The following is a 23760-nucleotide window of genomic DNA, read 5'->3' as shown; positions in this document are numbered from 1 at the left end:
ACTTGGTCAATCCAGCATGGCTATCAATGCCTTGCTCATTTTTTCTTCGAAACCGTTTGTGGTTCTTTGCAAGAACAGGGCGGCGACCTGATGCTGATTGGCATATTCCAGCCCTGCGGAACAACCCAGCACAGTCAGTGCAGTTGCCATGGCGTCTGCCACCATGCATTCTTGATGCAATACCGTGACTGATGCCAGTTCATTGGTTACGGGGTAGCCGGTGCGCGGGTCCAGGGTATGGGCATAGCGGTGTCCATCCTGTTCAAAATACTGGCGGTAATCCCCCGATGTCGCTACCGATAAGCCATGCAGTGCGACCAGGTATTCCTGGTGCTGCGTACCAATATTGCCGTTGCTTCCAGACGGGCTTTCTATCTTCACCCACCACGGGGATTGATCTTTTTTCATGCCCAGCCCGCGCAATTCCCCGCCCAGTTCTATCAGATAACTGCTGATTTCCTGGCTGTCCAGGTAGCGCGCAATCTGGTCCAGGGCAAAACCCTTGGCGATGGCGGACAAATCCAGCGCGATGCTACCAGTCTGGCGCAAGCGCCGGTGCAGATGGTCAAGTTCCAGTGATTTCCAGTTGCCAGCCCGCAAGGCAGCCTGGATGTCCTTTTCCGTCGGTGCTGTGCTGCGCTTACCCGCCGGGCCAAAGCCCCACAGGTCAACCAGCTTGCCTGCAGTGATATCGTAAGCACCACCTGTCTGTTGTGACAGATAGAGACTATAGTCAATCAGCTTGAAGAATTCAGGCGGCAAAGCCTGCCATTCAAGGGCAGGCAGACGGTTGAATCTGCATAGTTGCGACGACTGTTCCCAGGTGCTCATCTGCGTGACGACCAGGTCCAGTTCTGCCTGTATGCCCGCCTGCAATGTCTGTGCATCATGGGCTGGCAGGCAGAACAGTTGCACAGTCCAGCTGGTACCCATACTGTTGCCGCAGAACGTGCGGCTGACGGCCTGGAGTGGCGGAATCTGTGGTTCTGTCACATCCAGCGGTATGAAAACACGATGCATATTGCTCTTGGTAATGGGGCCGAATGATGGAAGCCAGATTATTGCGGCAAGACTTCCAGTGTCGCCACATAGCTGGCAACCCTGGATTTGGCCGGAGCCTTGACTTGCCTGTCATCCTTGATCTCTGCTTCGAGCCAGTACAGGCCTGCGTTCGTCCAAGTTACACTGAATTTGCCTTCACTGTCCGTGACGAAAGTTTTTTCATCAAGTTTCTGCCGATAACGCAAGCCGCCAGCGATCAGGGTGACACTGACTTTGGCTGCCGGTTTGCCATCAAGGGTCAGGCGGAACTGGGCTGTTTCTCCGGCGACCAGGTCATTCGGGTGAGTGGCGCCGCTCAATTCCAGGCCGTTGCCGGTGATCGCCAGTGCCTTGCCGCCGGGTTTGCCATTGGTGACAAAGGTTTCGATGCGACCTGAACGCTGAGTGACTTGCAATTCTTCTGCATTGGCAGGAACTTCCTTGACGAAAGTGTCTGCCGTGCCGCGCCAGCGCTTGACCTTGCCGTCTTCTTTATAGCTGGCGAACAAGCCTTCATTCAGGATGCCGATTTTATAGCTGCCAGCCTGACTCAGTTTGACATCAAAGCTGCTGCGGAATTTGCCTGTGCTGGTATTTTCCGGCTTCAGTGCAGTGCCGTCAGGCGCAGTGATAAACAGGTTGTCGAGCTTTAAGGCATTGTGGTCAAAAACAAAGACGTCAGTAGCAGCGGCTGCATCAACGGTTACCCACGGCGTATTGCCGGAAACGACGGTAGATGAAGGTACCAGAAAAGGGCGATGCGCCTGTGCCGAGATTGCTGCACAAGCCAGTGCCGAGAAAATGGCTATTTTACGAATGGAGATCATATTGTTCCTCATTGTCGCTCATTGTTATTTAATAGTCACGGTCACTGCGCCAAGTTCATGGCTGCCTTGCGCTTTCAGATTCTGTTCGCCCTTGGCTTGCCACTGAAAAGGTACTTTCACCACTTCACGGCCGCCACCTTCACGCGCAGCTTCCACGATCAACTGATATTCACCGGCTGGCAGTTGTGCCAATACACCCTTGTCACCGGCAAAGCTCAGCGTCTGTTCACCAGTCGTGCGGGTGGCGCCGCTGAGACCATCTACCGGCATCTGCAATTCACGACCGCTGCGACGCCACCACTGACGCAAATCCTTGAGCCACTTCGTGCCCTCGTTGTCGCGTTTTTTCAAGTCATACCAGACACTGAGATTACCGGCAAAACTCTGGTCCGGCTTTTCTAGCCAGATCGCAACATAGGGTTTGTGATATTCAGCCACGTTCAGGCGTGGTACTTCGACTTTTAACGTCATGTCTGCCGCAACGGCATTCATGGTCTGGGCACCAAGCAGGCTGGTAATGGCAAACGGGAGCAAATTACGCATGGGAACAAGACTTTCTATGAACGGTAAATCGGTAGTGAGTAAGTGATCAATGGATAAACACCAGGGCCAGCACCAAAGGCAAGACCAGGCCGAACATCACGACAGGCCAGGTGCTGGGGCGATTCCTGGCGTGCATCTTCAGCAGGAACAAACCGGTAATACAAAAAATCAGGCAGCTTGCAGCAAAGATGTCGATAAACCAGGTCCAGGCTGTACCCGTGTTGCGGCCTTTGTGCAAGTCATTGAAGTAGGCTATCCAGCCACGGCTGGTCAGTTCATATTCGACATCACCATTATCCAGCGCTATGCGCAGCCAGGCATCGCCACCTGGCCGTGGCAGGGCGATATATGCTTCTTCTGGCGACCATTCCGGGCTTTGTTCATTGATCTTGATACCCAAGTCCTGCGCCAGCCAGTCCACTACCTCTGCAGGCAAGACGGCTTCTTCCTTGTCCCTCGCGGTCTGCAGTTGCTTGAGCAAGGCAAAGGGCAGGTGTCCGTTTTTTGTGCTGACGGCCGGGTGCGCCTCAATCTGCGCCGAGTGATTGAGGGTAATGCCGGTAGCCGCAAACAGGAGCATGGCAATCAGGCACACTGCTGAACTGATCCAGTGCCACTGATGCAGGTGACGCAGCCAGAATGCTCTTTTTTGTTGTTGTGGCAAAGTGTCTGAGCCGGATTGCATGAATTCTTACTTATTCTAAATGATAATTATTCTCAATTGTACATGGGCTTTAACCCAAATAGCGCACTGAGCCGGATTTTTTTTGTACATTTTTGTTTCAGACAGGCAGGTCAATTTTGTTGAACTGCTTGTCCGCGAGGTCGGGTAAGCCGATTGCGCATGATAAACTTTTAAGTGTATTCACTTTTCATTACTTCACCATGAATGTTGTTATCCTCGCTGCCGGTATGGGCAAGCGCATGCAGTCTTCCCTTCCCAAGGTCCTGCACCATCTCGCGGGCAAGCCCTTGCTATCGCATGTGATTGACACGGCGCGTCAGCTTCAGGCGAGTAATATTTGCGTGATCTATGGTCATGGCGGCGAACAGGTACCTGGCGCCGTTGCGGCTGACGACCTGCGCTTTGCCTTGCAGGAGCCTCAACTGGGTACAGGCCACGCGGTTGCCCAGGCCTTGCCTGTTCTTGATGCAGGTAAGCCTACCCTGGTCCTGTATGGTGATGTGCCATTGACCACACCAGCCAGCCTGGTTCGCCTGATTGCTGCGGCGGGCAAAGACAAGCTCGGCATACTGACCGTCGATATGACTGACCCTACGGGTCTTGGTCGCATTGTCAGGGAAGACGGCGTCATCAAGCGCATCGTCGAACAGAAAGATGCGACGGAGGCTGAGCGCCAGATTACTGAGACCAATACCGGCATCATGTCGATACCGACTGCTCACCTGCAAAAGTGGCTGGGCAATCTGTCCAATAAAAATGCCCAGGGTGAATACTACCTGACCGACATCGTTGCCCAGGCTGTCATTGATGGTGTGGAAGTTGTTTCTGCCCAGCCCGATGCGGTATGGGAGACCCTGGGTGTCAACAGCAAGGTCCAACTGGCAGAACTGGAACGCATACATCAAAAAAATATTGCTAACAAATTACTGGAGCAAGGCGTGGGCCTGTATGACCCGGCGCGTATTGATGTGCGCGGCAAGCTGCAATGCGGGCGTGATGTATCTATCGATGTAGGCTGTGTCTTTATCGGTGACGTGCAACTCGAAGACGGTGTGACGATAGGCCCTAACTGTGTCATCAAGGATGCACGCATTGCGGCAGGCGCCAGCATCAAGGCTTTTTGCCATATAGAAGATGCAGTAGTCGGCGCCAAATCACAGATAGGCCCATATGCACGCCTGCGCCCCGGTGCTGAACTGGCAGAGGATGTTCACATCGGCAATTTTGTCGAAGTCAAAAACAGTCAGATCGCCGCGCACAGCAAAGCCAATCACCTGGCTTACATTGGTGACGCCACCATAGGCAGTCGCGTCAATATCGGTGCAGGTACGATTACCTGTAACTATGATGGCGTCAACAAATCGCGCACCATCATTGAGGACGACGCCTTCATCGGCAGCGATACGCAACTGGTGGCGCCAGTCAGAGTGGGCAAGGGAGCGACACTGGGGGCGGGTACGACACTGACCAAGGATGCGCCGGAAGGTAAGCTGACCGTATCGCGTGCGCGCCAGATGACCATTGATGGCTGGCAAAGGCCGGTCAAAATCAAGAAATAAACTGCATCATGCTATTGTCGTGCGCAGTGGATGAAAGTCGATGAAAGCTGATGACACCGATTCAAGGTGTCATCGCTTTGCCAGGCATCATAAGCCCAATCACAAGCCTTCATCAGCTCAAGGACTGCAAGAGTTGTGCAGCAGTAGCTGATTGCGGCGCATTGCTTTTCAACACCTCATTCAGGTATTTTCTTGCTTCTTCATTGCGGTGCTGCTCTGCTGCCAGGCTGGCGGCACGCATCCACACCGCACCGCGAAAATTGACACTGGCTTGGGCAAACTGCTGGTCATTCAATACGTCCTTCAGCAATTGCTGACCCTGCTGATTGCGGTTCATCACCGTGGGTACGGCCAGAAAAGTGTTGGCAGCGACAAAGCGTACTTCCAGCGCAACCGGTACAGAACCATGCATGTCCTTGTTGCTGCCCGCCAGTTGCAAAGCCTGTTCCAACATGGCTGTACCGTCTTCCAGTGCAGTGGTTTTTTCACCTTTGGCTATTTTTGCCAGTGATGATTTGGCAGTTGCTGCACCGGCGTAGGACAGCAGCAAGGGATTGCCAGGTTCCTGTTTGAGCAATTGATTGAAGCTGGTTGCAGCTGCTTCGCTGGCATTCCTGGCGGCATCAATCTCGGCCTGGCCAAGAGAATTGATGTAATCCTGGTTCAGCCATGCTGACACGGCATTGGCTGCATATTGCTCCTGGCTGACATAAGGTGTTGCGACCAGTTGCTTGAAAGCAGTTTTGAATTCAGTTTCTGAAAATGCCAGGGCGTTACCGGTGCTTGCAACAGCAATGCTGATGGCAACCAGGACTTGTTTGGCTTTGATGCCAGAGAGAATGTTTTTCATGATGGGCTCCATTGAGTAAGTTAAGTGAACAGTGTTGGTCTATCAATTAGGTGAATCAGGATGTTGTTTTGTGGCGACAGCAAGGACAGATTAAATCGCGCGTGTCCATCTCTCCAGCGCTATGAGATCAGGGGCAGGAAATTGGTGTGAAGCGCTCAAAAACCGTCGCAAAGGGTAAAAATAGATTTGGCGTATCAGGCAAAGCTGACTATGTTGTAAAGAGGCTTTTACACAACAGTATGATGTCACCAAGGCAACTAAACAGTCTTAGAAAGGGAACTGAAAGCTTCTGCTCCTTAGCATGTGCCCTGACTACATGACACGCATGTTGTCTGCAAAACAAAAATTTCTATAGGAGAACACCGATGAAGAAGTTACTCGGCGCTGCCACACTGGCATGCATGGCAACTGCAGTACATGCGCAATCCAATGTCACGATCTACGGCCTGATGGATGTCAACATTACTTACAACAATAATGCTGACGCCAATAAAAACAGCCAGTTCAAACTCAACAGCGGCGGCATGAATACATCGCGCTTCGGTCTGCGCGGCAGCGAAGACCTCGGCAATGGCCTCAAAGCCATCATGCAACTCGAAGGCGGCGTATTGCTCGACACCGGTGCTTCTGACGGCGATATGTTCGGCCGTCAGGCCAATGTCGGCCTGCAAGGTGATTTTGGCCGCATCATCGGCGGCCGTTCTTACAGCACTACTTATGATTTCATTCTGCCGTATGACCCCATGGGTTATGCGCCGCAATATTCCTGGGCCACCTCTGCCGGCGCCACAGGCGGCCGCAAGGATGGCATGCTGACCGGTGTCTCCAACCTGGTCAAATACCAGTACGACGGCAAGGGCTATAAACTCGGTGCGACCTATGGTTTTGGTGAAGTGGCCGGCAATACGTCCGGCAATGCCAAATACATCGTCGCCGCCAGCGTGTTTGACGGTCCCTGGTCTGCCGTGGTGACCTATGAACAAAACAATAGCGCACCGATCGCCAATGGTTCTTACGACCAGGCCAAGGTCTGGCACCTGGCCGGGACGTATGACCTGGGCGAAGCCAAGCTGTTCCTGGGTTACCGCAACTTCAAGAAAACCATGGCAAGCGGCGCCGCAGATCAACGCAGCGACATGCTGTGGCTGGGTGCCAACTATGCCCTGACACCTGCATGGACACTGACAGGCGTGTACTACTACCAGGATATCAAGAACATGGCCCCAGGTGCTGACGCAGACCCGGGCCTGCTGGCCCTGCGCGCCAAATATGCCTTGTCCAAACGTACCGACATCTATATCGCCGGTGGCTATGCCAAGGCCAGCAATAACAAGCTGACTGGTGTATCACGTGATGATGCAGGTTTCTCTACCAGCCAGACTTCAGCGACTGTAGGCATACAGCACCGTTTCTGACAGAATGAATTGATGCAGCAAAAAGCCCTGAACTGCGCAACAGTTCGGGGTTTTTTGCTTGAATTTGCCGTGTAACGGTGTCATAAAATGCCCCCGCATGAGCGACTTCAGCAAAACATGCTCCCATAAAGCGACAGGCTCAATGCGGCCTGACCTCTTTCTTCAAGGCAGCCATCGCCATTTTTTCGACCAGTCCAGGCAGCATCAGCTTCATCCAGCGGCCAAGCTTGCCCTTGAAGGTCATGACCACATCGCGGTCACCGCGCTCAAAACCCTTGATGATGAGGGCTGCGCATTCTTCAACTGACATGGCATCATCTTCTTTCAGGCCACTCTTGCCGGCTGCACCACCGGCAGCGTTATAGCCGTGGTAGCGTATCTGGGTGGCCACCACGCCGGGATAAGCCAGGGTCACGCTGACACCGGCGTCCCTGACTTCTGAACGCAGGCTTTCAAAAAAACCGCCCATGGCAAATTTGCTGGCGCTGTAGGCAGTGCGCCCCGGCACACCGATCAGACCGGCCAGCGAAGAAATGGCAACGATCTTGCCGCGTGATTTTTTCAGGTAGGGCAGGGCGGCATGCGTACACCAGACACTGCCCCAGAAATTGATACGCATCAGTTCCTGGTACCAGCCCAGATTGTCGACCTCTTCCAGCAGCGCCTGAGCCGATTTGCCAGCATTGTTGATCAGCACATCGATACTGCCGAACTGTTCGACAGCGGCTTCTATGAGCTGGCGGCAGTTGGCCTCCATGCCTACATCGGTTTTCACGACCAGCGCTGCTGCGCCAAAAGTTTTGCATTCGGCTGCCACTTTCTTCAAGGCATCTTCATTGCGCGCCGCCAGCACCAGTGCCAGTTTGGCGCCGTAAGTGCGCGCCAGCTGACGCGCCATTTCTGCTCCTATTCCATCTGAGCTGCCAGTGATGATGATGACCTTGTGTTTTGCAATCATGTTTTATAACTTTCATCCATGCGATCAAGTTTTCGTATCAGCGACGGCCAGACAAAGGCGCCACCGAGTCCACCAGTCTGCACACGCATGGCTTCAGATACACCTTTGACAATCAGGGGATTGACGTGGACCAGCTCGCCGCCCGCCTGTGCTGCCAGCTGTATCTGGCAAGTGGATTCAAAGGTGTACATGGACAGGAAAGCGTCGGCAATCGATTTGCCTGCTGTCAATAAACCATGATTGCGCAACATCAGAAAGTTAGCCTGTCCCAAGTCGGCTTGCAAGCGTGGTTTTTCATCTTCCCTGAAGGCAACACCTTCATAATCATGATAAGCCAGCGATGCCAGCACAAAAGTCGACTGCTGCGAGATGGGCAGCACGCCACATTTCTGTGCACTGACGGCAACACCGGCGCGGGTATGCGTGTGCAAGACACATTGCACATCTTCACGTGCGGCATGCACGGCACTATGGATCACAAAGCCGGCCGGGTTCACCGGAAAAGGCGAATCAATCACCTTGTTACAGAGCTGATCAACCTTGACCAGAGAGGAAGCCGTGATCTCATCAAACATCAAACCATAAGGATTGATCAGGAAATGATGTTCAGGTCCGGGGATGCGGGCACTGATGTGCGTGAATACCAGGTCACTCCAGCCGTAGGCGGCGACCAGACGGTAACAGGCCGCCAGGTCAACGCGTAATTGCCACTCTTCTGCGCTGACCTGATCCTTGATTGAGTTTGTCTGCATGATGTCTCCAGTGTTGTTTTTTTGTGACGACTTGGTGGTTTGCAAGAAAATTGCGTGGATGAACTATTCGTTGTTCATCGCGCTGACGGCCGCTTTATAAATCGTATTGCGCGGCCGGCTGAACAGTTTCTTCAGCATGGGTTCAAATTCCACCAGCGGAAAAGTCTCCGCATGCGCATCAAACGAGGGATTGTCGTACAGGGCGCAGAATTCCGCCGTGCGCTCAAAGTGCGGGCTATCGCGGAATTGCTCGCGCATGTTCCTGTCCATGCCGATATGGTGGAAGAAGTAATACCCTTGAAAGATGCCATGATGCTGCACCATCCACAGGTTTTCTTCGCTTACAAAGGGTTTCAGTATCGCCGCTGCGATATCGGGATGATTGAATGAACCCAGCGTGTCGCCTATGTCATGCAGCAGGGCGCAGCAGACGTATTCATCATCGCGACCATCGCGCAGGGCGCGGGTAGCTGTTTGCAGCGAATGGGTGAAACGGTCGACCGGGAACCCGCCATAATCACCTTCGAGCAAGCGCAAGTGCTGTAAAACGCGTTCAGGCAGGGCCTGGGCAAAGTGCTGGAACTCTGCGCCTATCAACTGCCAGTCTTCCTGGGTGCTGTCCTCCATGCGGAGAAAATGGGCTCGGTGTTGCATGTGACACCTCCTTAATAGTTGACTCAATAGTGGACTGTTGCCATACCTTACAACGTTGCTTGCCTGGCAAACTGTCAAATATTTTACAATCTGTTTTTCGGACTGATTTTCGGACGGATTCTATCGTCTGCGTTTTCAGTCAGGCTCCCTGGTCCTTTTAACCCTTATCTGCGCAGGCAATGACATCCGGAATCAATCACATGAACACACTGATGGCTGACCCCTGGTTTGCCGGTTTGCCACTCAAGGACCGTAAAACCATGTTAGCCGCAACCGAGCATTTGCGCTTGCGACCAGGTGAAATGTTGTTCCGGCAGGGCGATCAGCCGTCGGGTTTTTATGCCTTGTTGCGCGGGACAGTCAAAATGTCGACCTTAAACGAAAATGGTCGCGAAGCCATATTGATTATTCTTGACGTCGCCGCCTGGTTTGGAGAAATTTCGCTGATTGACGGTTTGCCGCGCACCCATGACGCCACCGCGCTTGACGAGGTTGAACTGCTGGTACTACCCCCTGTCATGTTTGCGCAGCTGATGAGCAGGAACTCCTTTGCTGTTGCAATAGCAGGCATGCTGGCAACCCGCATACGGCGTCTGTATGGCATTGTTGAAGACGCCAGCCTGCGTTCTGTCCGTGCACGGGTGGCACGGCGCTTGCAGTTACTGGCTGAAGTGGCAAGTCAGCGTAGCGGCAATGCCATCGTCCCTGTCACCCAGGAAGCATTGGCAATGATGCTGGGTATAAGCCGGCAGACCCTTTCCAGGGAACTACAATTTTTTAGCCAAAGTGGCTTCATCAGCCTGGCTTATGGCAAGATAGAAATTGTCTCGCAAAACGGGCTTTTCACTTTTTGTGACAAAGAATAAGTTGTCGAAAATAATGTTTCTTTGCGAGAATCAACTTTCTGGTCTATTGTGGACAGATTCATAGTCAAGGCGGCTCTTGATGCGCATTTTGATAAAGCAATATGTTTTTGTCCTGCTTTTTCTGGGGTTGACGAGTCTGTTTCCGGATGCACAGGCAGCCTGTTCGCGCACGGTCAATGCACCGGTTGCTTCTCTTGGATTTAGTGTCATCGTTAACGGCGATAACATCACCGGTATCTACCCTGAAATTTTCCGCAGTATCTCCTCCAAAGACACCTGCCAGTTTTATTTCACCCCAGTCCCGCGTGCAAGACTGGAGCTGATGTTTGAAAATGGTCAGGCTGATATGCTGTTTCCCGCCATACGTACTGCCAAACGTGATGAACACGGCGCATTTGTTCCACTGATCTATACTCGTGCTACCTTGATATCGATACAATCGGCACGCCCAGACATACACAACCAGCAAGAATTATTCGAACAGAGGAACCTCAAGCTTGCCGTAGTGCGGGGGTATGACTACGGAGAGGCGTATCAAGCCATTTTGGCTGAGTTTAACAAGCAGGGACGTCTGATTCAGGAGGCTGATGCCGTTTCTGTTGCCCGTGTCCTCAAATCAGGCTTTGCGGACCTGACTATCATGGCGCCCTATATCTTTTCAGGTGCGGTACAGGGCGATGCCCGGGTTGTCGACCTGAACGACAAGCTCAGGTTCGAAGCACTGGCCGAAATACCCTGGAGCGACAGCGGCGTTTACCTGTCCAAGAAGTCCCTGAGCCAGGAAGACCGCAACACCTTGCAAGAAATGATAGAGCGCGCCGCCCGCTCCGGTGCAGTATGGAAAGGGTTTTTACGCTATTACAAACCTGAAGTGTTGAAAGAGGGTAGTCGCCCGCGCGAGGTCAAATAAGACAAAATAAGGAAAAGTACCGCAAACTGCTGTAAATGGGCAGCAAGTATATGCGTGAACCTGATTCTGGGGATAATTAAAAATTATGAATGGTCTGGCTGGATATATCGTGCTTTTACTGGTCTTCCAGACCCTGACTTCGCACGCGCTGGCTGCCTGTTCGCGCATGATACAGGTGCCGGTGTCAGCCACCGGGCGCAGCGTCATGATCAGCGGCGACAATATTGACGGCATCTACCCCGATATCCTGCTCAACCTCAATGACAAGGACGGTTGCCAGTTTGCGCTGACAGCCGTGCCGCGTGCCCGGCTGGAAATGCTGTTTGAAACCGGCAAGGCAGACCTGCTGATCCCCGCCAGCAAAACGCCCAGGCGTGACAAGCATGGCCTGTTCATCCCCCTGGTTTTCAACCGGGCTACCCTGATTTCGCTGGAAAGCAATCGCCCAGTACTCAGGTCCGCGCAAGAATTGCTCGATAAAAAAGACTTGAAAGTCGTTTTGGTACGTGGCTATGACTATGGCCCCGCCTATCAGGACATCGTCAAAGAACTGGGCAGGCAGGGGCGGCTTTACTATGATGCAGACCCGGTGTCGGTGGCGCGCCTGATCAAGGCTGGCATCGCCGACATCACCATCATGGCCCCCTCGATACTTGCCGGCGCCATCATGGATGATGCACGTGTACAGGACATGCTCGATAAGCTGCGCTATGAACCCATACCCGAACTGCCCTGGGGCGACAGTGGCGTCTACCTGTCAAAAAATGCCTTGAATAACGAAGACAGGCAGACCTTGAAAGACCTGCTGGAAAAAGTCGCCAAATCCGGCGCAGTCTGGAAAAGCTTCCAGCGTTATTACCCCGCCCATGTGCTCAAAGAAAGCATACGCCCGCGTTGAAACCACCAGGCAAGCTACAAGGCAATACTGGTTTCAAACTTGCTGCGCAAGATGGAAAAAAAGCTGCGCACATTGCGCACATTGGCCTGTGTGGCAAACAGCCTGTGTGCCAGTGCGTGATAGGCTGCCATGTCCGCCACCTGTATCACCAGCACAAAGTCCGGCCCCGGCGAGACACGATAACATTGCTGTACCGCCACTTCCCGCGCCACCAGTTGCTCAAACTCCAGCAGCTTTTCTGTCGCCTGATGATCAAGCGTGATTTCCACTATCGCCGTCAGGGCGGGCCCGGTTTTGCTGGCATCCAGTATCGCCACCTGGCGGGCAATCACACCCTCATCCATCAGCCGCTTGACCCGGCGCAGGCAGGTCGGCGCAGACGCATGGACACGCTGGGCCAGCTCATGGTTGGTCAACGAAGAATCATTTTGCAATTGTTGCAAGATACGTTTGTCGAGCTCGTCAAGTTGCATAGTTTTATGAATAATTATTTCATTAAATGTATACATAAGAGATAATAATTCATTTGTAAAAATGATGTGTAATAAATTTCATAAATAAATAAATTTTGAAAGAAATAATCACATCAACTGCTTTAGCATGAAGCCATCTCAACATTCTTATCAGAGGTTCTTATGTGCGGTATCGTCGGCGCAGTTGCACAACGCAATATCACCCCCGTCCTGCTCGAAGGCTTGAAGCGGCTTGAATACCGTGGCTATGACTCTTGCGGCGTCGCCCTGCATGTCGATGGCCACCTGCAACGCTCGCGCAGCACATCGCGCGTGGCAGATTTACAGGCGCAGATAGACCAGTCCGGCCTTGCCGGCTTCACCGGCATCGCCCACACCCGCTGGGCCACGCATGGCGCACCTTCATCATCCAATGCCCACCCGCATTTCTCGCGCGAGCGCATCGCCCTCGTCCACAACGGCATCATCGAAAACCATGAAGAACTGCGCGCAGAACTCACGCAAGCCGGCTATGTATTCGAGAGCCAGACCGACACCGAAGTCATCGCCCATCTTATAGATCACCTTTACAGCGGCGACCTGTTCGAGACCGTACAAACCGCTATCAAACGCCTGACAGGCGCATTTGCCATTGCCGTATTCTGCCGTGATGAACCCCACCGCGTCGTCGGCGCACGCCAGGGTTCCCCCCTCATTGTCGGCGTTGGCCAGGGTGAAAACTTTCTCGCGTCAGACGCCATGGCACTCGCAGGAACCACAGACCAGATCATCTATCTTGAAGAAGGTGATGTCGTCGATCTGCAATTGCAAAAAGTATGGATAGTCGACAGCGAAGGCAAATCAGCACAGCGCGAAGTAAAAACCGTATACGCCCACAGCGGCGCAGCAGAGCTTGGCCCTTACCGCCATTACATGCAAAAAGAAATCTTTGAGCAGCCACGTGCTATTGCCGACACGCTTGAAGGCGTCATCAACATCATGCCCGAACTGTTTGGTGACGGCGCCTACAAAGTCTTCAAACAGATAGATTCGGTACTGATACTCGCCTGCGGCACCAGCTATTACGCTGGCCTGACCGCCAAATACTGGATAGAAGCGATCGCCAGAATCCCCGTCAATGTAGAAATCGCCAGCGAATACCGCTACCGTGAAAGCGTGCCCAACCCCAATTCACTGGTCGTCACCATTTCGCAAAGTGGCGAAACCGCAGACACCCTGGCCGCATTAAAACACGCACGCAGCCTGGGCATGCTGCACACCCTCACCGTTTGCAACGTCGCCACCAGCGCCATGGTGCGCGAATGCGCCCTGTCTTACATCACCCATGCCGGGGTAGAAGTCGGCGTCGCATCGACCAAGGCTTTCACGACACAACTGGCAGCACTCTTCCTGCTGGCGCTGTCCCTCGCACAAAGCAAGGGCCGCCTCAGCGACGCAGAAGAAGCCGAACACATACGCGCCCTGCGCCACCTGCCCGTCGCCATTAGCGCCGTGCTGGCACTGGAACCACAAATCATCTCCTGGGCGGAAGAATTCGCCCGCAAGGAAAACGCACTCTTCCTCGGCCGCGGCCTGCATTACCCCATCGCCCTCGAAGGCGCATTAAAACTCAAAGAGATTTCCTACATCCACGCCGAAGCTTATCCTGCAGGTGAACTCAAACACGGCCCCCTGGCCCTGGTCACCAAAGAGATGCCGGTAGTGACAGTCGCCCCCAACGACACCCTGATAGAAAAACTCAAATCCAACATGCAAGAAGTCCGCGCCCGCGGCGGCGAACTCTACGTCTTCGCCGACGCCGACTCCCGCATCACCTCCAGCGAAGGCGTACACGTGATCCGCCTGCCAGAACACTACGGCCAGCTATCACCCATACTGCACGTCGTGCCGCTGCAATTGCTGGCCTACCACACCGCACTGGCAAGAGGTACGGATGTTGACAAGCCACGCAACCTGGCAAAAAGCGTGACGGTTGAATAGGGCAGGGCATTGATGTTTGACTAGCGCAAATAAAGTTGGTCGGGCTATGACATGAAACAAAGGGGCGAATGCCCCTTTGTAATTTTGAGGGACGTCGCAGCTCACCATCCACGTCGTTAGTAGATAAATTTCATCCTTAGCCGAGAAATATGGCTAGGTTTCGATCAGCAAATCTACGATATTCCCAAGGTGTTCATTGGCAGGGTATTCGTGTGCGCTTCAAGCATCCATTCAAGTAAATCATCACCAAGCCTACCCGGTTTGATAGAGGTGCGAATCTTTATCAAACCAGCGCGCAAGCGCCAAGAGGTAACCTCATGAGTAGTATTTTCAGAACGTCATTCAACACAAGGTCGACTTGCTCAACAGACTCTGAATAGCGCCGGCACGGCGACCAGCGCACTCTGAACCAGCGAAGAGCCATGACACCCCATCAAAAGAAAATTTGCCAACTCGAAAAAAATATCATATGATGATCATCATGCGAAAAGAAAAGACCAGAACCCGATCCGATGCAAAAGAAGCATCTCATGAACGAATCGTTCAGGCGGCTTCGCGTGCAATCCGCAGAAGTGGCTACGACGGCACGGGCGTTGCCGACATTATGAAAGAAGCCGGGCTGACGCATGGTGCTTTCTATGCCCACTTCGCATCCCGCGAAGCCATGTTGGCTGAGGCCGCAGACCGTGCGGGTGCGGAGTCCAACGCTTTGGCTGAGCGTATTATTGGCTCGGTTCCGCCCGATCAGGCGTTGCAGGCGCTCATGCAGGTTTACCTTTCCAAAGAGCATTTGGAGGGCATTGAAACAGGCTGCCCCAACTCAGCACTTGGCTCTGAAATGCCGCGCCAATCGCCCGAAGTACGCGCTGCAGCCACGCGCCGCATAAAAGAGATGGTTGATCTCGTCGCTCGCCAACTCCCTGACTGGGGGCAACCCAGTGCCCATGAACGCGCGCTGGTGACGGTAGCCACCATGGTTGGCACATTGGTGATGGCACGCGCTGTTGATGACGCGGCATTGTCAAATGTGTGGTGCAACGCTACATTGAAGAGCCTGGCTCCTGCCAAAGCAAAGACCAGGGATTGAAGAAATTTTTTTACCTAAAAATATTATGATCATCATACGAAACTGTCGAGTCGACCACATTACTCATTTCATCCCCGCCACTTTTTGAGAAAAGGAAAAGCCATGCAAGCATTCATTGTTGAGCATTATGGGAAAAAAAACGCATTGAAGCAGGCAGATATGCCAATCCCTGAACTGCGTGACGACGAGGTCCTGATCCAGGTGCATGCTGCGGGGGTGAATCTGCTGGACTCCAAGGTCCGGGATGGTGAATTCAAGCTTATCTTGCCTTACCGCACGCCTTTCATCCTTGGTCACGATGTCGCCGGGGTAGTGGCTAAGATTGGGCCACGTGTAAGGCAATTCAAAGTGGGCGATGAGGTGTACTCCAGGCCTGACGACTTTCGGATAGGCACCTTCGCAGAGTTCGTCCCCGTCAAGGAAAGCTCTGTCGCGCTCAAGCCCAAGAACATCACCATGGAAGAAGCCGCCTCCATTCCCCTCGTGGCTTTGACAGTTTGGCAGGCACTGGTTGCGAAAGGCAATCTGCAGAAGGGGCAGAAGGTCTTCATCCAGGCGGGCTCTGGTGGTGTGGGCACATTTGCCATTCAGCTGGCAAAACATCTGGGCGCAACCGTGGCCACCACGACCAGCACAAGCAATGTGGCCTGGGTGAAAAGCCTGGGAGCCGACATCGTCATTGACTATAAAAAAGACGATTTTGAAAAAGTCTTGAGTGGCTACGACCTCGTCCTGAACAGTCAGGATGGCGAGACACTGGAGAAGTCGCTGAATGTGCTAAAGCCTGGTGGAAAACTCATCTCTATCTCTGGACCAGCCGATCTCGCGTTTGCTGAAGAAATCAAGGCTCCGTGGTTTGTAAAACAGGTGATACGTGCTCTGAGCTTTGGCACCCGAAGAAAAGCGAAGCGTCTTCATGTTGATTTTTCATTCCTTTTCATGAGAGCCAATGGAAGCCAACTGCAGCAAATCACGTCGCTCATCGAATCGGGCGTGATACGTCCGGTGGTTGACAAGGTATTTCCGTTTGAATCCACCAACGAGGCTTTGGCTTACGTCAAAAATGGACGAGCCAAAGGCAAGGTTGTGATCAAGGTTCGCTAGAACGTCGCCGTTGCTATGGCGATGGCAAAGGCACGTCCATTTTTATGATAATCGTCATATTAAGTATTCATTTAACCCAAGGAGTCTCCCCATGAAAATCGAAAATTCTGTTGTTCTTATCACTGGCGCTAACCGCGGAATCGGTCTTGCCTTTGCACAAGCCTTGCTTGCCCGAGGTGCGCGCAAAGTTTACGCCGCCGCACGCAATCCCGAATCCGTGACCTTACCGGGAGTTAAGGCCCTGCAACTCGACGTTACCAAACCTGAAGAGATTGCTGCGGCCGTCAAAGACGCTTCGGATGTGACCTTGGTCATCAATAACGCAGGTATTGCGCAACCAGGCGGTTTTTTGGCAGAGGACAGTGAAGCAGTCGCGCGGCGCATTTTTGAGACCAATGTCTTTGGCGTGCTGAATGTGAGTAAGGCCTTTGCACCTGTACTCAAAGCCAATGGCGGTGGTGCATTGCTCAACGTGCTGTCGGTGGCAACGTGGGTCAACGGTGGCGAGCTGGCAGCCTACTCGGCAAGCAAATCGGCCGCATGGTCGCTGACCAACGCACTGCGCAACGAGCTGGCGGCGCAAAAGACCCAGGTATTGGGCTTGCACATGGCCTATGTAGACACAGACCTCACACGTGGTTTCGACGTGCAGAAGAGCAGCGCAGAGGAGATTGTCCAGCGCGCACTTGACGGGCTGGAGGCTGGCGAGGATGAGGTGTTGGCCGATGCGCTAACCCAGCAGATACGGCAAGGGCTGGGGGCACCTCGTCCCGTCTACCTGCCCCAAACTAACTAAGCAACTAAGCAACTAAGCAACTATCGGAGCCGGACCATGAAGACGGATGCAATACAACTTATTTTGAAGGCCGCTCTGGTGGCGCTTGCAATGGCTATAGCCCCCCTTACGGCGTCTGCTGATGCAGCTGACGCAACTGACCCAAAGCCCGCCGGGGTGAAGCAGGCAATACAGACGTCATGGAAGAATGTCGCGACACAAACCATCAAGGCCGGTGACGTCAGCTTTGCGTATCGGGAGATGGGAGAACAACATGGCGGAACACCCGTCGTGTTCCTTGTCCATTTAGCTGCCGTGCTGGACAACTGGGACCCCCGCATCATGGACGGCATTGCTGCGAAGCACCATGTCATCGCCTTCGACAACCGTGGTGTCGGCGCCTCAAGCGGGTCACCATCAAATTCCATCGAAAAAATGGCCGACGACGCCATCACTTTCATCAAAGCGAAAGGGTTCACACAGGTTGACCTTCTGGGGTTTTCCATGGGTGGCATGATCGCTCAGGAAGTAGTGCTGAAGGAGCCGCAGCTTATTCGTAAGATAATTCTTGCGGGCACGGGCCCAGCCGGTGGAGAAGGCATCAGCACGGTCGCTGGCGTCGCCAACTACGATATTCTCCGTGGTCTGCTGACGGGACAGGACCCGAAGCAATACCTGTTCTTCACTCGCACGCAGAACGGCATCGAAGCAGGCAAAGCGTTTTTGGCGCGATTGAATGAGCGTTCTAATGACCGCGATAAAGAAATCAGCGTGGGCGCCTACGTCGCACAGTTGCAAGCACTGAACGCGTGGGGCCAGAAGCAGCCTGCTGACCTGTCTGTGGTCAAACAGCCTGTACTTGTTGTGAATGGAGACCATGACCGGATGGTGCCAACAGTCAATACCCATGACTTGGCCAGGCGGCTTCCACACAGTCGCTTGATCATTTATCCCGATGCGGGTCATGGCGGCATATTCCAGTTTCATGCAGATTTCGTGCAAAGCACGCTTGCGTTCCTGGCCCAGTAAGTCAGATACGCCCCCCCAATTTAATAGGACTTACGCAAAATTGTCCTAGCAAGGCGCGGCGACGAAGACAGTACTTTAGTACGCGGCTCCTAGGAGAGGAGCTGCAACGCAGCTAGGGCGGTTTTGCGTAAGTCCTGATCGCTCAATGTAGCTAGAAAGCGAACAATGACAAACTCAGACTCCCCCCAAAAATTGCCCTGATTACCGGGGCATCCTCGGACATCGGCGCTGTCCATGTGGATCACTTTGAGCGCTGACCAGTAAAGCTCGGGATCAATGTCGATGAGCATAGCGAGAATGCCCTCGGTGAGTGTCGCAATCCCGGGCAAGGAGCCCAGCGTCTTTTCAGGTTGCAACGCTTTCATGAGCCATTGAATTTGTTTGTTTGACATAAAACTCCTTTGTGGAGTTTTTACCTTAAAGTGCGATGAAGGGTGCCGTCAGCTCGCATTGCGGATGCATCAATTCATTGAAGTTACTGGGGGATTTGGAATGCTCCCGGCGCTTACTCGCTTTTGCACCGTATTTGCGCGATGGAAATTTTCTGGGCTCTGGCTTACAACTTGAGTTGGATCATGCCGACCAACTTTGCCGGGAGCACAGATGTCTGTAGAATCAAGAACCGGATATCTAGGGTAACGACCAACTGTATTGTTTCAAATCAATTTCTCATTCACCGCAAAATTCCTAGAGAAACAGATCATGGCAAAGTATCTCATTTCATTCCCCAGCGCTGCAATGAAGGTGCCCGACAATGAGATGGAGGCAGTGGGGCGCGACGCCCATGCCGTGATACGCGAGGCAAAGGCAGCAGGCGTCTATGTGTTCGCCGGTGGCATTGATGAAACAGTAGCTCCAGTCCTGGTGTCAGCCAATGGTGCAGTCATTGAGGGCGGCTACCCGTGGGCGCCTCCACTCAATGGCGGCTTTACGGTACTTGAGCTTCCTACCAGAGAGGACGCCATCGCCTGGGCTGCACGTATTGCCAAGGCGTGTCGCTGTGAGCAGGAGCTTAGGGTGTTTGGGTTTGATCCAGAGTCTTGAGGCAGGAGTGTGCCGTGGATTTCGCTAACGCATGAAATGTTGGCTTTGGAACAGTGAACTCAAACACGGCCCCTGGCTCTAGTCACCAAGGAAATGCCTATCGCCACCGTCACCCCCAAAGGCACTCTGATAGAGAAACTCGAATCCAACATGCAGAAAATCCGCGTCCGCGTTGGCGAACTCTACGTCTTCGCCGACGCCGACTCTCGCGTCACCTCCAGCGAAGGCGTACACGTCATCCGCCTGCCAGAACACTACGGCCAACTATCACGCATACTGCACGTAGTGCCACTGCAATTGCTGGCCTACCACACAGCATTGGCGCGCGGGACGGATGTTGACAAGCCACGTAACCAGGCAAAAAGCCTAACGTTTGAATAATGCCAGCGTGAGTCGGTGACTAGAGTGAAAAAAGTTGCCCGGAAGTTTGCTCTAGTGAGCTGCAAGCGGTCGGCTGGTCGCATCTGGAAAACTCATGTAGTGTGAGCACTTACAATCAGCATTTCGGTCAGGAGCAAACGCTCAGAATATGCTCTGAACCGGGCACCCGGACATTTTGCAGTGCTGGTGGGATTGTCTTGCCGGACAGCATATTTGCAAAATGTTAAAATCTTAATGCGCTGAACGCTTGTTCAGACCAGACTGAAAGCAGAATTGGAATTCCTCAATGATCAATAATAGCCAGCCGATGGCCGAAAGCCAGAGAAGCGATGAAGTCGTGATTGTCGCTCCCACCTTTTACGTAGTCTCCCGAAAAAAGCTGGCGATACTGTATATAGCGACGCTTGGTATGTATTCAGTCTATTGGTTCTATAAGAATTGGAGCAACTACAAGAACCGTATGTCGGACAAATTCGATGACGACCGCTCGATCTGGCCGGTGCCACGTGGGATATTCGCAATCTTTTTCACCCATGCCTTGTTCCGCGAAGTCAAGGCCTATGGCGACGATAATGCGACAGTGTCAGAATGGAATAACGAATCGCAAGCAACAAAACTGGTGTTGACTATGATCGTGTCGAATGTGCTTGATCGTTTGAGCTATCGTTCTATCGGCTCGCCCTACACAGACATCGCGTCAATCCTGATTCTTGCGCCATTGCTTGCCCAATTGCTTAGTGCACAGCAAATGATCAATGCTAGCTGTGGAGATCCCAATGGCGAAAGCAATAGCCGCTTCACAGTCGCGAATTACGCATGGATCGTCCTGGGTCTGCTAATTTGGATACTCGTCATTTTTGGTATATTCTCGCCTGGCTAGTCGTATGTCACTCCTGTCGTACAGATGAGCAATACCTTAGCCAACTCGCTCGACATACTGCGGTAACCAACTTTATTCACTGTAGTCAGTTATCTGAATACAGTGAATAATTTTGCAGTAAAAGTAGTCAGTCTGCATACCCCAAACGTGGTCTTTATCGCTAACCGCAAAATTCTTGGAGAAAGCAAATCATGGCAAAGTACCTCATTTCATTCCCCAGTGCTGCAATGAAAGTCCGCGACAGTGAGATGGAGGCGGTAGGGCACGACGCGCATGCCGTGATACGCGAGGCTAAGGAAGCAGGCGTCTATGTGTTCGCCGGTGGCATTGATGAAACAGTAGCACCCGCCCTGGTGTCAGCCAATGGCGCAGTCGCCGAGGGCGGCTACCCATGGGCACCGCCACTCAATGGTGGATTTACTGTGCTTGAGCTTCCTTCCAGAGAGGACGCCATCGCCTGGGCTGCACGTCTCGCTAAAGCCTGTCGCTGTGAGCAGGAGCTTCGGGTGTTTGGGTTTGATTCGGAGTCGTGAGCCTAGGGGGAGGCAGCAATTCAGAACGCCAGATAATTTAGGAGTTTCAATGAAGAAGCTCAAATTGTCCATGAAAACGAGGCAAGTGCAAACTGACATGAGCTGTCAATAGCGGACACTCATGTTCTAAGCTGCCTGGGATTGCCGATAAAAATTGTCAGCAAACAAGATCGGCGACATATTTCTGAGACGTGAGTGACGTCGCTGGCGGTTATAAAAGCTTTCAATGTATTCTTGGATGACGGCCTGTGCGTCAGCACGTGTTGCATAGCGCTGAATTTCCATGAGGAAATTGTAATTTAAATATTCCACTATGCTTTGATCGACAGTACTCTCTATCGACCAAAGCATAGTAGAGATACAAAAATATGCGCTTCAATCGGTAATGTCCTTGCATTTATTTTTACTAGCTTTGATTTATTGGACAAATTTAATGGAAAAATTAATTGCATTTTTCTTTAGAATGTGAATTCAAGGTTCATACATTGCTCCTTTCTGTTATTGAAAAATTGCCGATTGGCAATGCTCTCTTACTTAGTCTAGGTAATATTCTATCCTAATGCAAATTATTTAGCTGGCCACGATATTAACGCCATACTTGCCATTTACATTTTCCCCAATCCATCCTGTTGATATCCATTGGTTTCCGAGCATCTCACTTTCTGGGATTTCTTGATCAGTGGTAAATCTACCAATGTTATCTTGTCTCTGTTCTAGCCGAAGTCTATGAGCGACATTTTTGGGAATATCAAGAATGAATTTTACTTCGCCAATGCTTCCTTCGGCACGGCTCGGATTCACTAACATTTCATCGATACCTGATTGGGGAATTCCATTTTTGTCTATAATTTTTGGGAAAAAAGAATTTGCCATTTCTTTGTAGCGCAATTTATAAACGCCACTTCCAATTGCTATTGGGTTTTTCAAAAAAATGAGAAGCAACCGATTTTTACTTCCTTCTTCATCCATAGCTGGAAGTATTTCTATTGGAACAATTTTATTTTTTGGACAAAATACTTTGACGGTGCTGTTAACTCTATCCATCCCCAATTTTGACGAATCTATCAAACTTAAACCCAGGCAACTTATTTGACCCATTTGAGCCGAGAATGTTGTCTCAAAATGAAACTCGTCAGGCGAAGGAGTGAGTTCATTTAAGCTGTGAGCCCTCACTCTAAAAATTATTGAATGGCATCTATATTTAATCTTTTCTTCATGCTCTTTATACGCGCGATATAGTCCACTCATTAAATTTATAGCAGTACCATTTTTCTCTTCCCAAGGGGAGATGTCCCATGACGTCAATTTATTTCGCTTTCGGGTAACGAAATCTTGAATCCAAGCCATGGCTTGCACTTTGATTGCATCGTATTCAACGCCAAACACGCCATTCTCACCCACAAGCCGATGAAATTCAAATGTTCTAACTTTCGAATTTAATACAAAAATATCCTCCTCGGGAATAGCGTGCATCGAATTCTTCGTCGATGCTCTCATTGCTGCGTCAAGGAGGGACATTGTAAAACCTGTTGCAGATGTTGGTGTTTCATAACTAGTGTCAGAAAAAGCAATTCCCATGCGATATGAGTCGTGATTTGAAAAGCCATGCCCAAATGGAAAGTTTTCTGTAATTCCTCCATCAACTAGCAATAAACTTTGTTTATCTTTTTTTGAGAACCAAGTACGAAAAATGAAAGGGATAGCTGCTGAGTGGAGTAGGGCCGGAACTACTTGATCATCATCAAGAAAAAAATGTGGTTTTCGATATGTCAGATCCGTAGCTACTACATATACTTTCGGTTTATTTCCTGAGAAGTCAGAGAACTTTATTATGCCCTGTGCCCTTAAATGATTATCTAGATATTGACGTAGTGGCTCTTGCGAGAAGAGCGGGGCTCGTCTACCCACTAGCGATAGCAATTTGCTTAATTTCCTCAACTTTCCCATTGGCATTGCAAAATTTTCTACTAACGCTTGACCATCACCGTTTATAAAAGATGATCTAAGTGTTTTGAAGTCCACTCCAGCCGCAAATAATGCGCCTGCTATAGCTCCTGCCGAAGTTCCCGCAACAGAAGTAACATGTATGTACCTTGAGTTTTTTGGGTTTTTTTCAAGTTCTTGAATAGCATCTAAGACAGCCATTATTGCAAAAATCTTTGCGCCACCTCCTTGAAGCACAAGTTGTATTTTTATTTTTGTCATAAGGCAAAGTCCTTGTGAGTAAAAAAAGGTTCAACAATAATTTTTCAATTCTTCCCAGACTTTATTAGCAACTAAGCTGACGAAACGTGAATTTGGTCTTGATGTGCGTTAGCAATGGTGATGATTAATTGTGCATTACATATAATTAATTAACAAGAAAATTTTACAACAATCCTTATAAACATGAGTGGCCGTAACATGCGGCGACAAGTTGTTCTTATGATATTTTTGCTCGGATGCTACACATATCCAGAATGTGATTGTGAAATTTGATTTCATCGGAAATTTTGCGCCGCATTATTGCGCTAGCT

At 51.5% G+C, this 23760-nt stretch carries 24 protein-coding genes and 2 pseudogenes; 14 read left to right on the top strand and 12 right to left on the bottom strand.

Annotation, left to right across the window (positions count from 1 at the left end; translation table 11 throughout):
• Positions 1–6 precede the first annotated feature (6 nt).
• The 4 genes from LZ463_RS02280 to LZ463_RS02265 are packed head-to-tail and all read right to left on the bottom strand — an operon-like array spanning position 7 to position 3096.
• Positions 7–1020, bottom strand: coding sequence for an FAD:protein FMN transferase (locus LZ463_RS02280; protein WP_241453433.1), 1014 nt, complete (start codon positions 1018–1020; stop codon positions 7–9).
• Positions 1021–1058: 38 nt separating this feature from the next.
• Positions 1059–1868, bottom strand: a complete 810-nt coding sequence (locus tag LZ463_RS02275; protein ID WP_241453430.1) for a DUF4198 domain-containing protein — start codon at positions 1866–1868, stop codon at positions 1059–1061.
• A 24-nt stretch (positions 1869–1892) separates the two neighbouring features.
• Positions 1893–2411: a DUF2271 domain-containing protein gene (locus LZ463_RS02270; RefSeq protein ID WP_241453427.1), complete on the bottom strand. Its 519-nt coding sequence runs from the start codon at positions 2409–2411 to the stop codon at positions 1893–1895.
• Positions 2412–2457: 46 nt separating this feature from the next.
• Positions 2458–3096 carry a PepSY-associated TM helix domain-containing protein gene (locus LZ463_RS02265; protein ID WP_241453425.1) on the bottom strand — a complete coding sequence of 213 codons (639 nt, stop codon included), beginning with the start codon at positions 3094–3096 and terminating at the stop codon, positions 2458–2460.
• 200 nt (positions 3097–3296) lie between these two features.
• Here LZ463_RS02265 and glmU point away from each other — a divergent pair, with 200 nt between their 5' ends.
• Positions 3297–4655 (top strand): bifunctional UDP-N-acetylglucosamine diphosphorylase/glucosamine-1-phosphate N-acetyltransferase GlmU, encoded by a 1359-nt coding sequence (gene glmU / locus LZ463_RS02260; RefSeq protein WP_241453421.1) that lies wholly within the window; start codon positions 3297–3299, stop codon positions 4653–4655.
• Positions 4656–4767: 112 nt separating this feature from the next.
• On the opposite strand, the gene LZ463_RS02255 is transcribed toward glmU, so the two are convergent.
• Entirely contained in the window at positions 4768–5505 is a 738-nt protein-coding gene (locus LZ463_RS02255; RefSeq protein ID WP_241453419.1) for a hypothetical protein, read from the bottom strand.
• Positions 5506–5870: 365 nt separating this feature from the next.
• Between LZ463_RS02255 and LZ463_RS02250 the strand changes: the two genes are divergently transcribed.
• The gene (locus LZ463_RS02250; protein ID WP_241453417.1) at positions 5871–6920 is read left to right on the top strand and encodes a porin; all 1050 of its coding nucleotides are present in this window, start codon (positions 5871–5873) and stop codon (positions 6918–6920) included.
• Positions 6921–7059: 139 nt separating this feature from the next.
• Here LZ463_RS02250 and LZ463_RS02245 read toward each other — a convergent pair whose 3' ends face one another.
• The 3 genes from LZ463_RS02245 to LZ463_RS02235 all read right to left on the bottom strand — a co-directional run bounded on the left by LZ463_RS02245 (position 7060) and on the right by LZ463_RS02235 (position 9284).
• The gene (locus LZ463_RS02245) at positions 7060–7878 is read right to left on the bottom strand and encodes an SDR family oxidoreductase (protein WP_241453415.1); all 819 of its coding nucleotides are present in this window, start codon (positions 7876–7878) and stop codon (positions 7060–7062) included.
• On the bottom strand, positions 7875–8630 hold the full coding sequence (locus LZ463_RS02240; protein WP_241453414.1) for a class II aldolase/adducin family protein: 756 nt from the start codon (positions 8628–8630) through the stop codon (positions 7875–7877). Before LZ463_RS02240 ends, LZ463_RS02245 begins: the two co-directional genes overlap by 4 nt.
• 63 nt (positions 8631–8693) lie before the next feature.
• Positions 8694–9284: an HD domain-containing protein gene (locus tag LZ463_RS02235; protein ID WP_241453412.1), complete on the bottom strand. Its 591-nt coding sequence runs from the start codon at positions 9282–9284 to the stop codon at positions 8694–8696.
• Positions 9285–9484: 200 nt separating this feature from the next.
• Here LZ463_RS02235 and LZ463_RS02230 point away from each other — a divergent pair, with 200 nt between their 5' ends.
• The 3 genes from LZ463_RS02230 to LZ463_RS02220 all read left to right on the top strand — a co-directional run bounded on the left by LZ463_RS02230 (position 9485) and on the right by LZ463_RS02220 (position 11958).
• On the top strand, positions 9485–10150 hold the full coding sequence (locus LZ463_RS02230; protein WP_241453411.1) for a Crp/Fnr family transcriptional regulator: 666 nt from the start codon (positions 9485–9487) through the stop codon (positions 10148–10150).
• Between the two features lie 79 nt (positions 10151–10229).
• On the top strand, positions 10230–11060 hold the full coding sequence (locus LZ463_RS02225) for a substrate-binding periplasmic protein (protein WP_241453409.1): 831 nt from the start codon (positions 10230–10232) through the stop codon (positions 11058–11060).
• 109 nt (positions 11061–11169) lie between these two features.
• On the top strand, positions 11170–11958 hold the full coding sequence (locus LZ463_RS02220) for a substrate-binding periplasmic protein (protein WP_241453406.1): 789 nt from the start codon (positions 11170–11172) through the stop codon (positions 11956–11958).
• Between the two features lie 14 nt (positions 11959–11972).
• Here the strand turns inward: LZ463_RS02220 and LZ463_RS02215 are convergent, their stop codons facing one another.
• On the bottom strand, positions 11973–12431 hold the full coding sequence (locus LZ463_RS02215; protein ID WP_241453403.1) for an Lrp/AsnC family transcriptional regulator: 459 nt from the start codon (positions 12429–12431) through the stop codon (positions 11973–11975).
• A 162-nt stretch (positions 12432–12593) separates the two neighbouring features.
• Between LZ463_RS02215 and glmS the strand changes: the two genes are divergently transcribed.
• The 5 genes from glmS to LZ463_RS02190 all read left to right on the top strand — a co-directional run bounded on the left by glmS (position 12594) and on the right by LZ463_RS02190 (position 18406).
• Positions 12594–14411 carry a glutamine--fructose-6-phosphate transaminase (isomerizing) gene (glmS, locus tag LZ463_RS02210; protein WP_241453402.1) on the top strand — a complete coding sequence of 606 codons (1818 nt, stop codon included), beginning with the start codon at positions 12594–12596 and terminating at the stop codon, positions 14409–14411.
• Between the two features lie 469 nt (positions 14412–14880).
• The gene (locus tag LZ463_RS02205) at positions 14881–15498 is read left to right on the top strand and encodes a TetR/AcrR family transcriptional regulator (protein ID WP_241453400.1); all 618 of its coding nucleotides are present in this window, start codon (positions 14881–14883) and stop codon (positions 15496–15498) included.
• 102 nt (positions 15499–15600) lie between these two features.
• Positions 15601–16602, top strand: coding sequence for an NADP-dependent oxidoreductase (locus LZ463_RS02200; RefSeq protein ID WP_241453398.1), 1002 nt, complete (start codon positions 15601–15603; stop codon positions 16600–16602).
• Between the two features lie 91 nt (positions 16603–16693).
• Positions 16694–17398 carry an SDR family oxidoreductase gene (locus tag LZ463_RS02195; protein ID WP_241453396.1) on the top strand — a complete coding sequence of 235 codons (705 nt, stop codon included), beginning with the start codon at positions 16694–16696 and terminating at the stop codon, positions 17396–17398.
• A 36-nt stretch (positions 17399–17434) separates the two neighbouring features.
• Positions 17435–18406 (top strand): alpha/beta fold hydrolase, encoded by a 972-nt coding sequence (locus LZ463_RS02190; RefSeq protein ID WP_241453394.1) that lies wholly within the window; start codon positions 17435–17437, stop codon positions 18404–18406.
• Positions 18407–18495: 89 nt separating this feature from the next.
• On the opposite strand, the gene LZ463_RS02185 is transcribed toward LZ463_RS02190, so the two are convergent.
• Positions 18496–18798 (bottom strand): hypothetical protein, encoded by a 303-nt coding sequence (locus tag LZ463_RS02185; protein ID WP_241453392.1) that lies wholly within the window; start codon positions 18796–18798, stop codon positions 18496–18498.
• Between the two features lie 310 nt (positions 18799–19108).
• Here LZ463_RS02185 and LZ463_RS02180 point away from each other — a divergent pair, with 310 nt between their 5' ends.
• The 4 genes and pseudogenes from LZ463_RS02180 (at position 19109) to LZ463_RS02165 (ending at position 21244) form a co-directional block, all read left to right on the top strand.
• Entirely contained in the window at positions 19109–19450 is a 342-nt protein-coding gene (locus LZ463_RS02180) for a YciI family protein (protein WP_241453391.1), read from the top strand.
• A gap of 55 nt (positions 19451–19505) precedes the next feature.
• A pseudogene (locus LZ463_RS02175) lies at positions 19506–19831 on the top strand (glutamine--fructose-6-phosphate transaminase (isomerizing)); the annotation flags it as partial.
• 286 nt (positions 19832–20117) lie between these two features.
• Positions 20118–20711 (top strand): hypothetical protein, encoded by a 594-nt coding sequence (locus LZ463_RS02170; protein WP_241453389.1) that lies wholly within the window; start codon positions 20118–20120, stop codon positions 20709–20711.
• A 191-nt stretch (positions 20712–20902) separates the two neighbouring features.
• A complete protein-coding gene (locus LZ463_RS02165; RefSeq protein WP_241453387.1) occupies positions 20903–21244 on the top strand; it encodes a YciI family protein in 342 nt (113 codons plus the stop codon).
• Positions 21245–21370: 126 nt separating this feature from the next.
• Here the strand turns inward: LZ463_RS02165 and LZ463_RS02160 are convergent.
• Together LZ463_RS02160 and LZ463_RS02155 are read right to left on the bottom strand one after the other, a co-directional pair.
• Positions 21371–21514 (bottom strand): annotated as a pseudogene (locus LZ463_RS02160) (IS3 family transposase); the annotation flags it as partial.
• A 300-nt stretch (positions 21515–21814) separates the two neighbouring features.
• Positions 21815–23449, bottom strand: a complete 1635-nt coding sequence (locus tag LZ463_RS02155) for a patatin-like phospholipase family protein (RefSeq protein ID WP_241453385.1) — start codon at positions 23447–23449, stop codon at positions 21815–21817.
• Between the last annotated feature and the right edge of the window lie 311 nt (positions 23450–23760).

This window comes from Undibacterium paludis (assembly GCF_022568815.1).
GTDB lineage: Bacteria > Pseudomonadota > Gammaproteobacteria > Burkholderiales > Burkholderiaceae_D > Undibacterium.
This window is presented reverse-complemented; position numbering and strand designations above follow the sequence as displayed.

Excerpts from the sequence above, each read along its gene's own strand:
- glmU (WP_241453421.1), top strand. The coding sequence starts at position 3,297 with ATGAATGTTGTTATCCTCGCTGCCGGTATGGGCAAGCGCATGCAGTCT.
- LZ463_RS02170 (WP_241453389.1), top strand. The coding sequence starts at position 20,118 with ATGATCAATAATAGCCAGCCGATGGCCGAAAGCCAGAGAAGCGATGAA.
- LZ463_RS02165 (WP_241453387.1), top strand. The coding sequence starts at position 20,903 with ATGGCAAAGTACCTCATTTCATTCCCCAGTGCTGCAATGAAAGTCCGC.
- LZ463_RS02265 (WP_241453425.1), bottom strand. The coding sequence starts at position 3,096 with ATGCAATCCGGCTCAGACACTTTGCCACAACAACAAAAAAGAGCATTC.
- LZ463_RS02215 (WP_241453403.1), bottom strand. The coding sequence starts at position 12,431 with ATGCAACTTGACGAGCTCGACAAACGTATCTTGCAACAATTGCAAAAT.
- LZ463_RS02185 (WP_241453392.1), bottom strand. The coding sequence starts at position 18,798 with ATGTCAAACAAACAAATTCAATGGCTCATGAAAGCGTTGCAACCTGAA.
- LZ463_RS02155 (WP_241453385.1), bottom strand. The coding sequence starts at position 23,449 with ATGACAAAAATAAAAATACAACTTGTGCTTCAAGGAGGTGGCGCAAAG.
- LZ463_RS02270 (WP_241453427.1), bottom strand. The coding sequence starts at position 2,411 with ATGCGTAATTTGCTCCCGTTTGCCATTACCAGCCTGCTTGGTGCCCAG.
- LZ463_RS02205 (WP_241453400.1), top strand. The coding sequence starts at position 14,881 with ATGATGATCATCATGCGAAAAGAAAAGACCAGAACCCGATCCGATGCA.
- LZ463_RS02180 (WP_241453391.1), top strand. The coding sequence starts at position 19,109 with ATGGCAAAGTATCTCATTTCATTCCCCAGCGCTGCAATGAAGGTGCCC.
- LZ463_RS02200 (WP_241453398.1), top strand. The coding sequence starts at position 15,601 with ATGCAAGCATTCATTGTTGAGCATTATGGGAAAAAAAACGCATTGAAG.
- LZ463_RS02195 (WP_241453396.1), top strand. The coding sequence starts at position 16,694 with ATGAAAATCGAAAATTCTGTTGTTCTTATCACTGGCGCTAACCGCGGA.
- LZ463_RS02280 (WP_241453433.1), bottom strand. The coding sequence starts at position 1,020 with ATGCATCGTGTTTTCATACCGCTGGATGTGACAGAACCACAGATTCCG.
- LZ463_RS02230 (WP_241453411.1), top strand. The coding sequence starts at position 9,485 with ATGAACACACTGATGGCTGACCCCTGGTTTGCCGGTTTGCCACTCAAG.
- LZ463_RS02275 (WP_241453430.1), bottom strand. The coding sequence starts at position 1,868 with ATGATCTCCATTCGTAAAATAGCCATTTTCTCGGCACTGGCTTGTGCA.
- LZ463_RS02250 (WP_241453417.1), top strand. The coding sequence starts at position 5,871 with ATGAAGAAGTTACTCGGCGCTGCCACACTGGCATGCATGGCAACTGCA.
- LZ463_RS02255 (WP_241453419.1), bottom strand. The coding sequence starts at position 5,505 with ATGAAAAACATTCTCTCTGGCATCAAAGCCAAACAAGTCCTGGTTGCC.
- glmS (WP_241453402.1), top strand. The coding sequence starts at position 12,594 with ATGTGCGGTATCGTCGGCGCAGTTGCACAACGCAATATCACCCCCGTC.
- LZ463_RS02190 (WP_241453394.1), top strand. The coding sequence starts at position 17,435 with ATGAAGACGGATGCAATACAACTTATTTTGAAGGCCGCTCTGGTGGCG.
- LZ463_RS02245 (WP_241453415.1), bottom strand. The coding sequence starts at position 7,878 with ATGATTGCAAAACACAAGGTCATCATCATCACTGGCAGCTCAGATGGA.
- LZ463_RS02225 (WP_241453409.1), top strand. The coding sequence starts at position 10,230 with ATGCGCATTTTGATAAAGCAATATGTTTTTGTCCTGCTTTTTCTGGGG.
- LZ463_RS02235 (WP_241453412.1), bottom strand. The coding sequence starts at position 9,284 with ATGCAACACCGAGCCCATTTTCTCCGCATGGAGGACAGCACCCAGGAA.
- LZ463_RS02240 (WP_241453414.1), bottom strand. The coding sequence starts at position 8,630 with ATGCAGACAAACTCAATCAAGGATCAGGTCAGCGCAGAAGAGTGGCAA.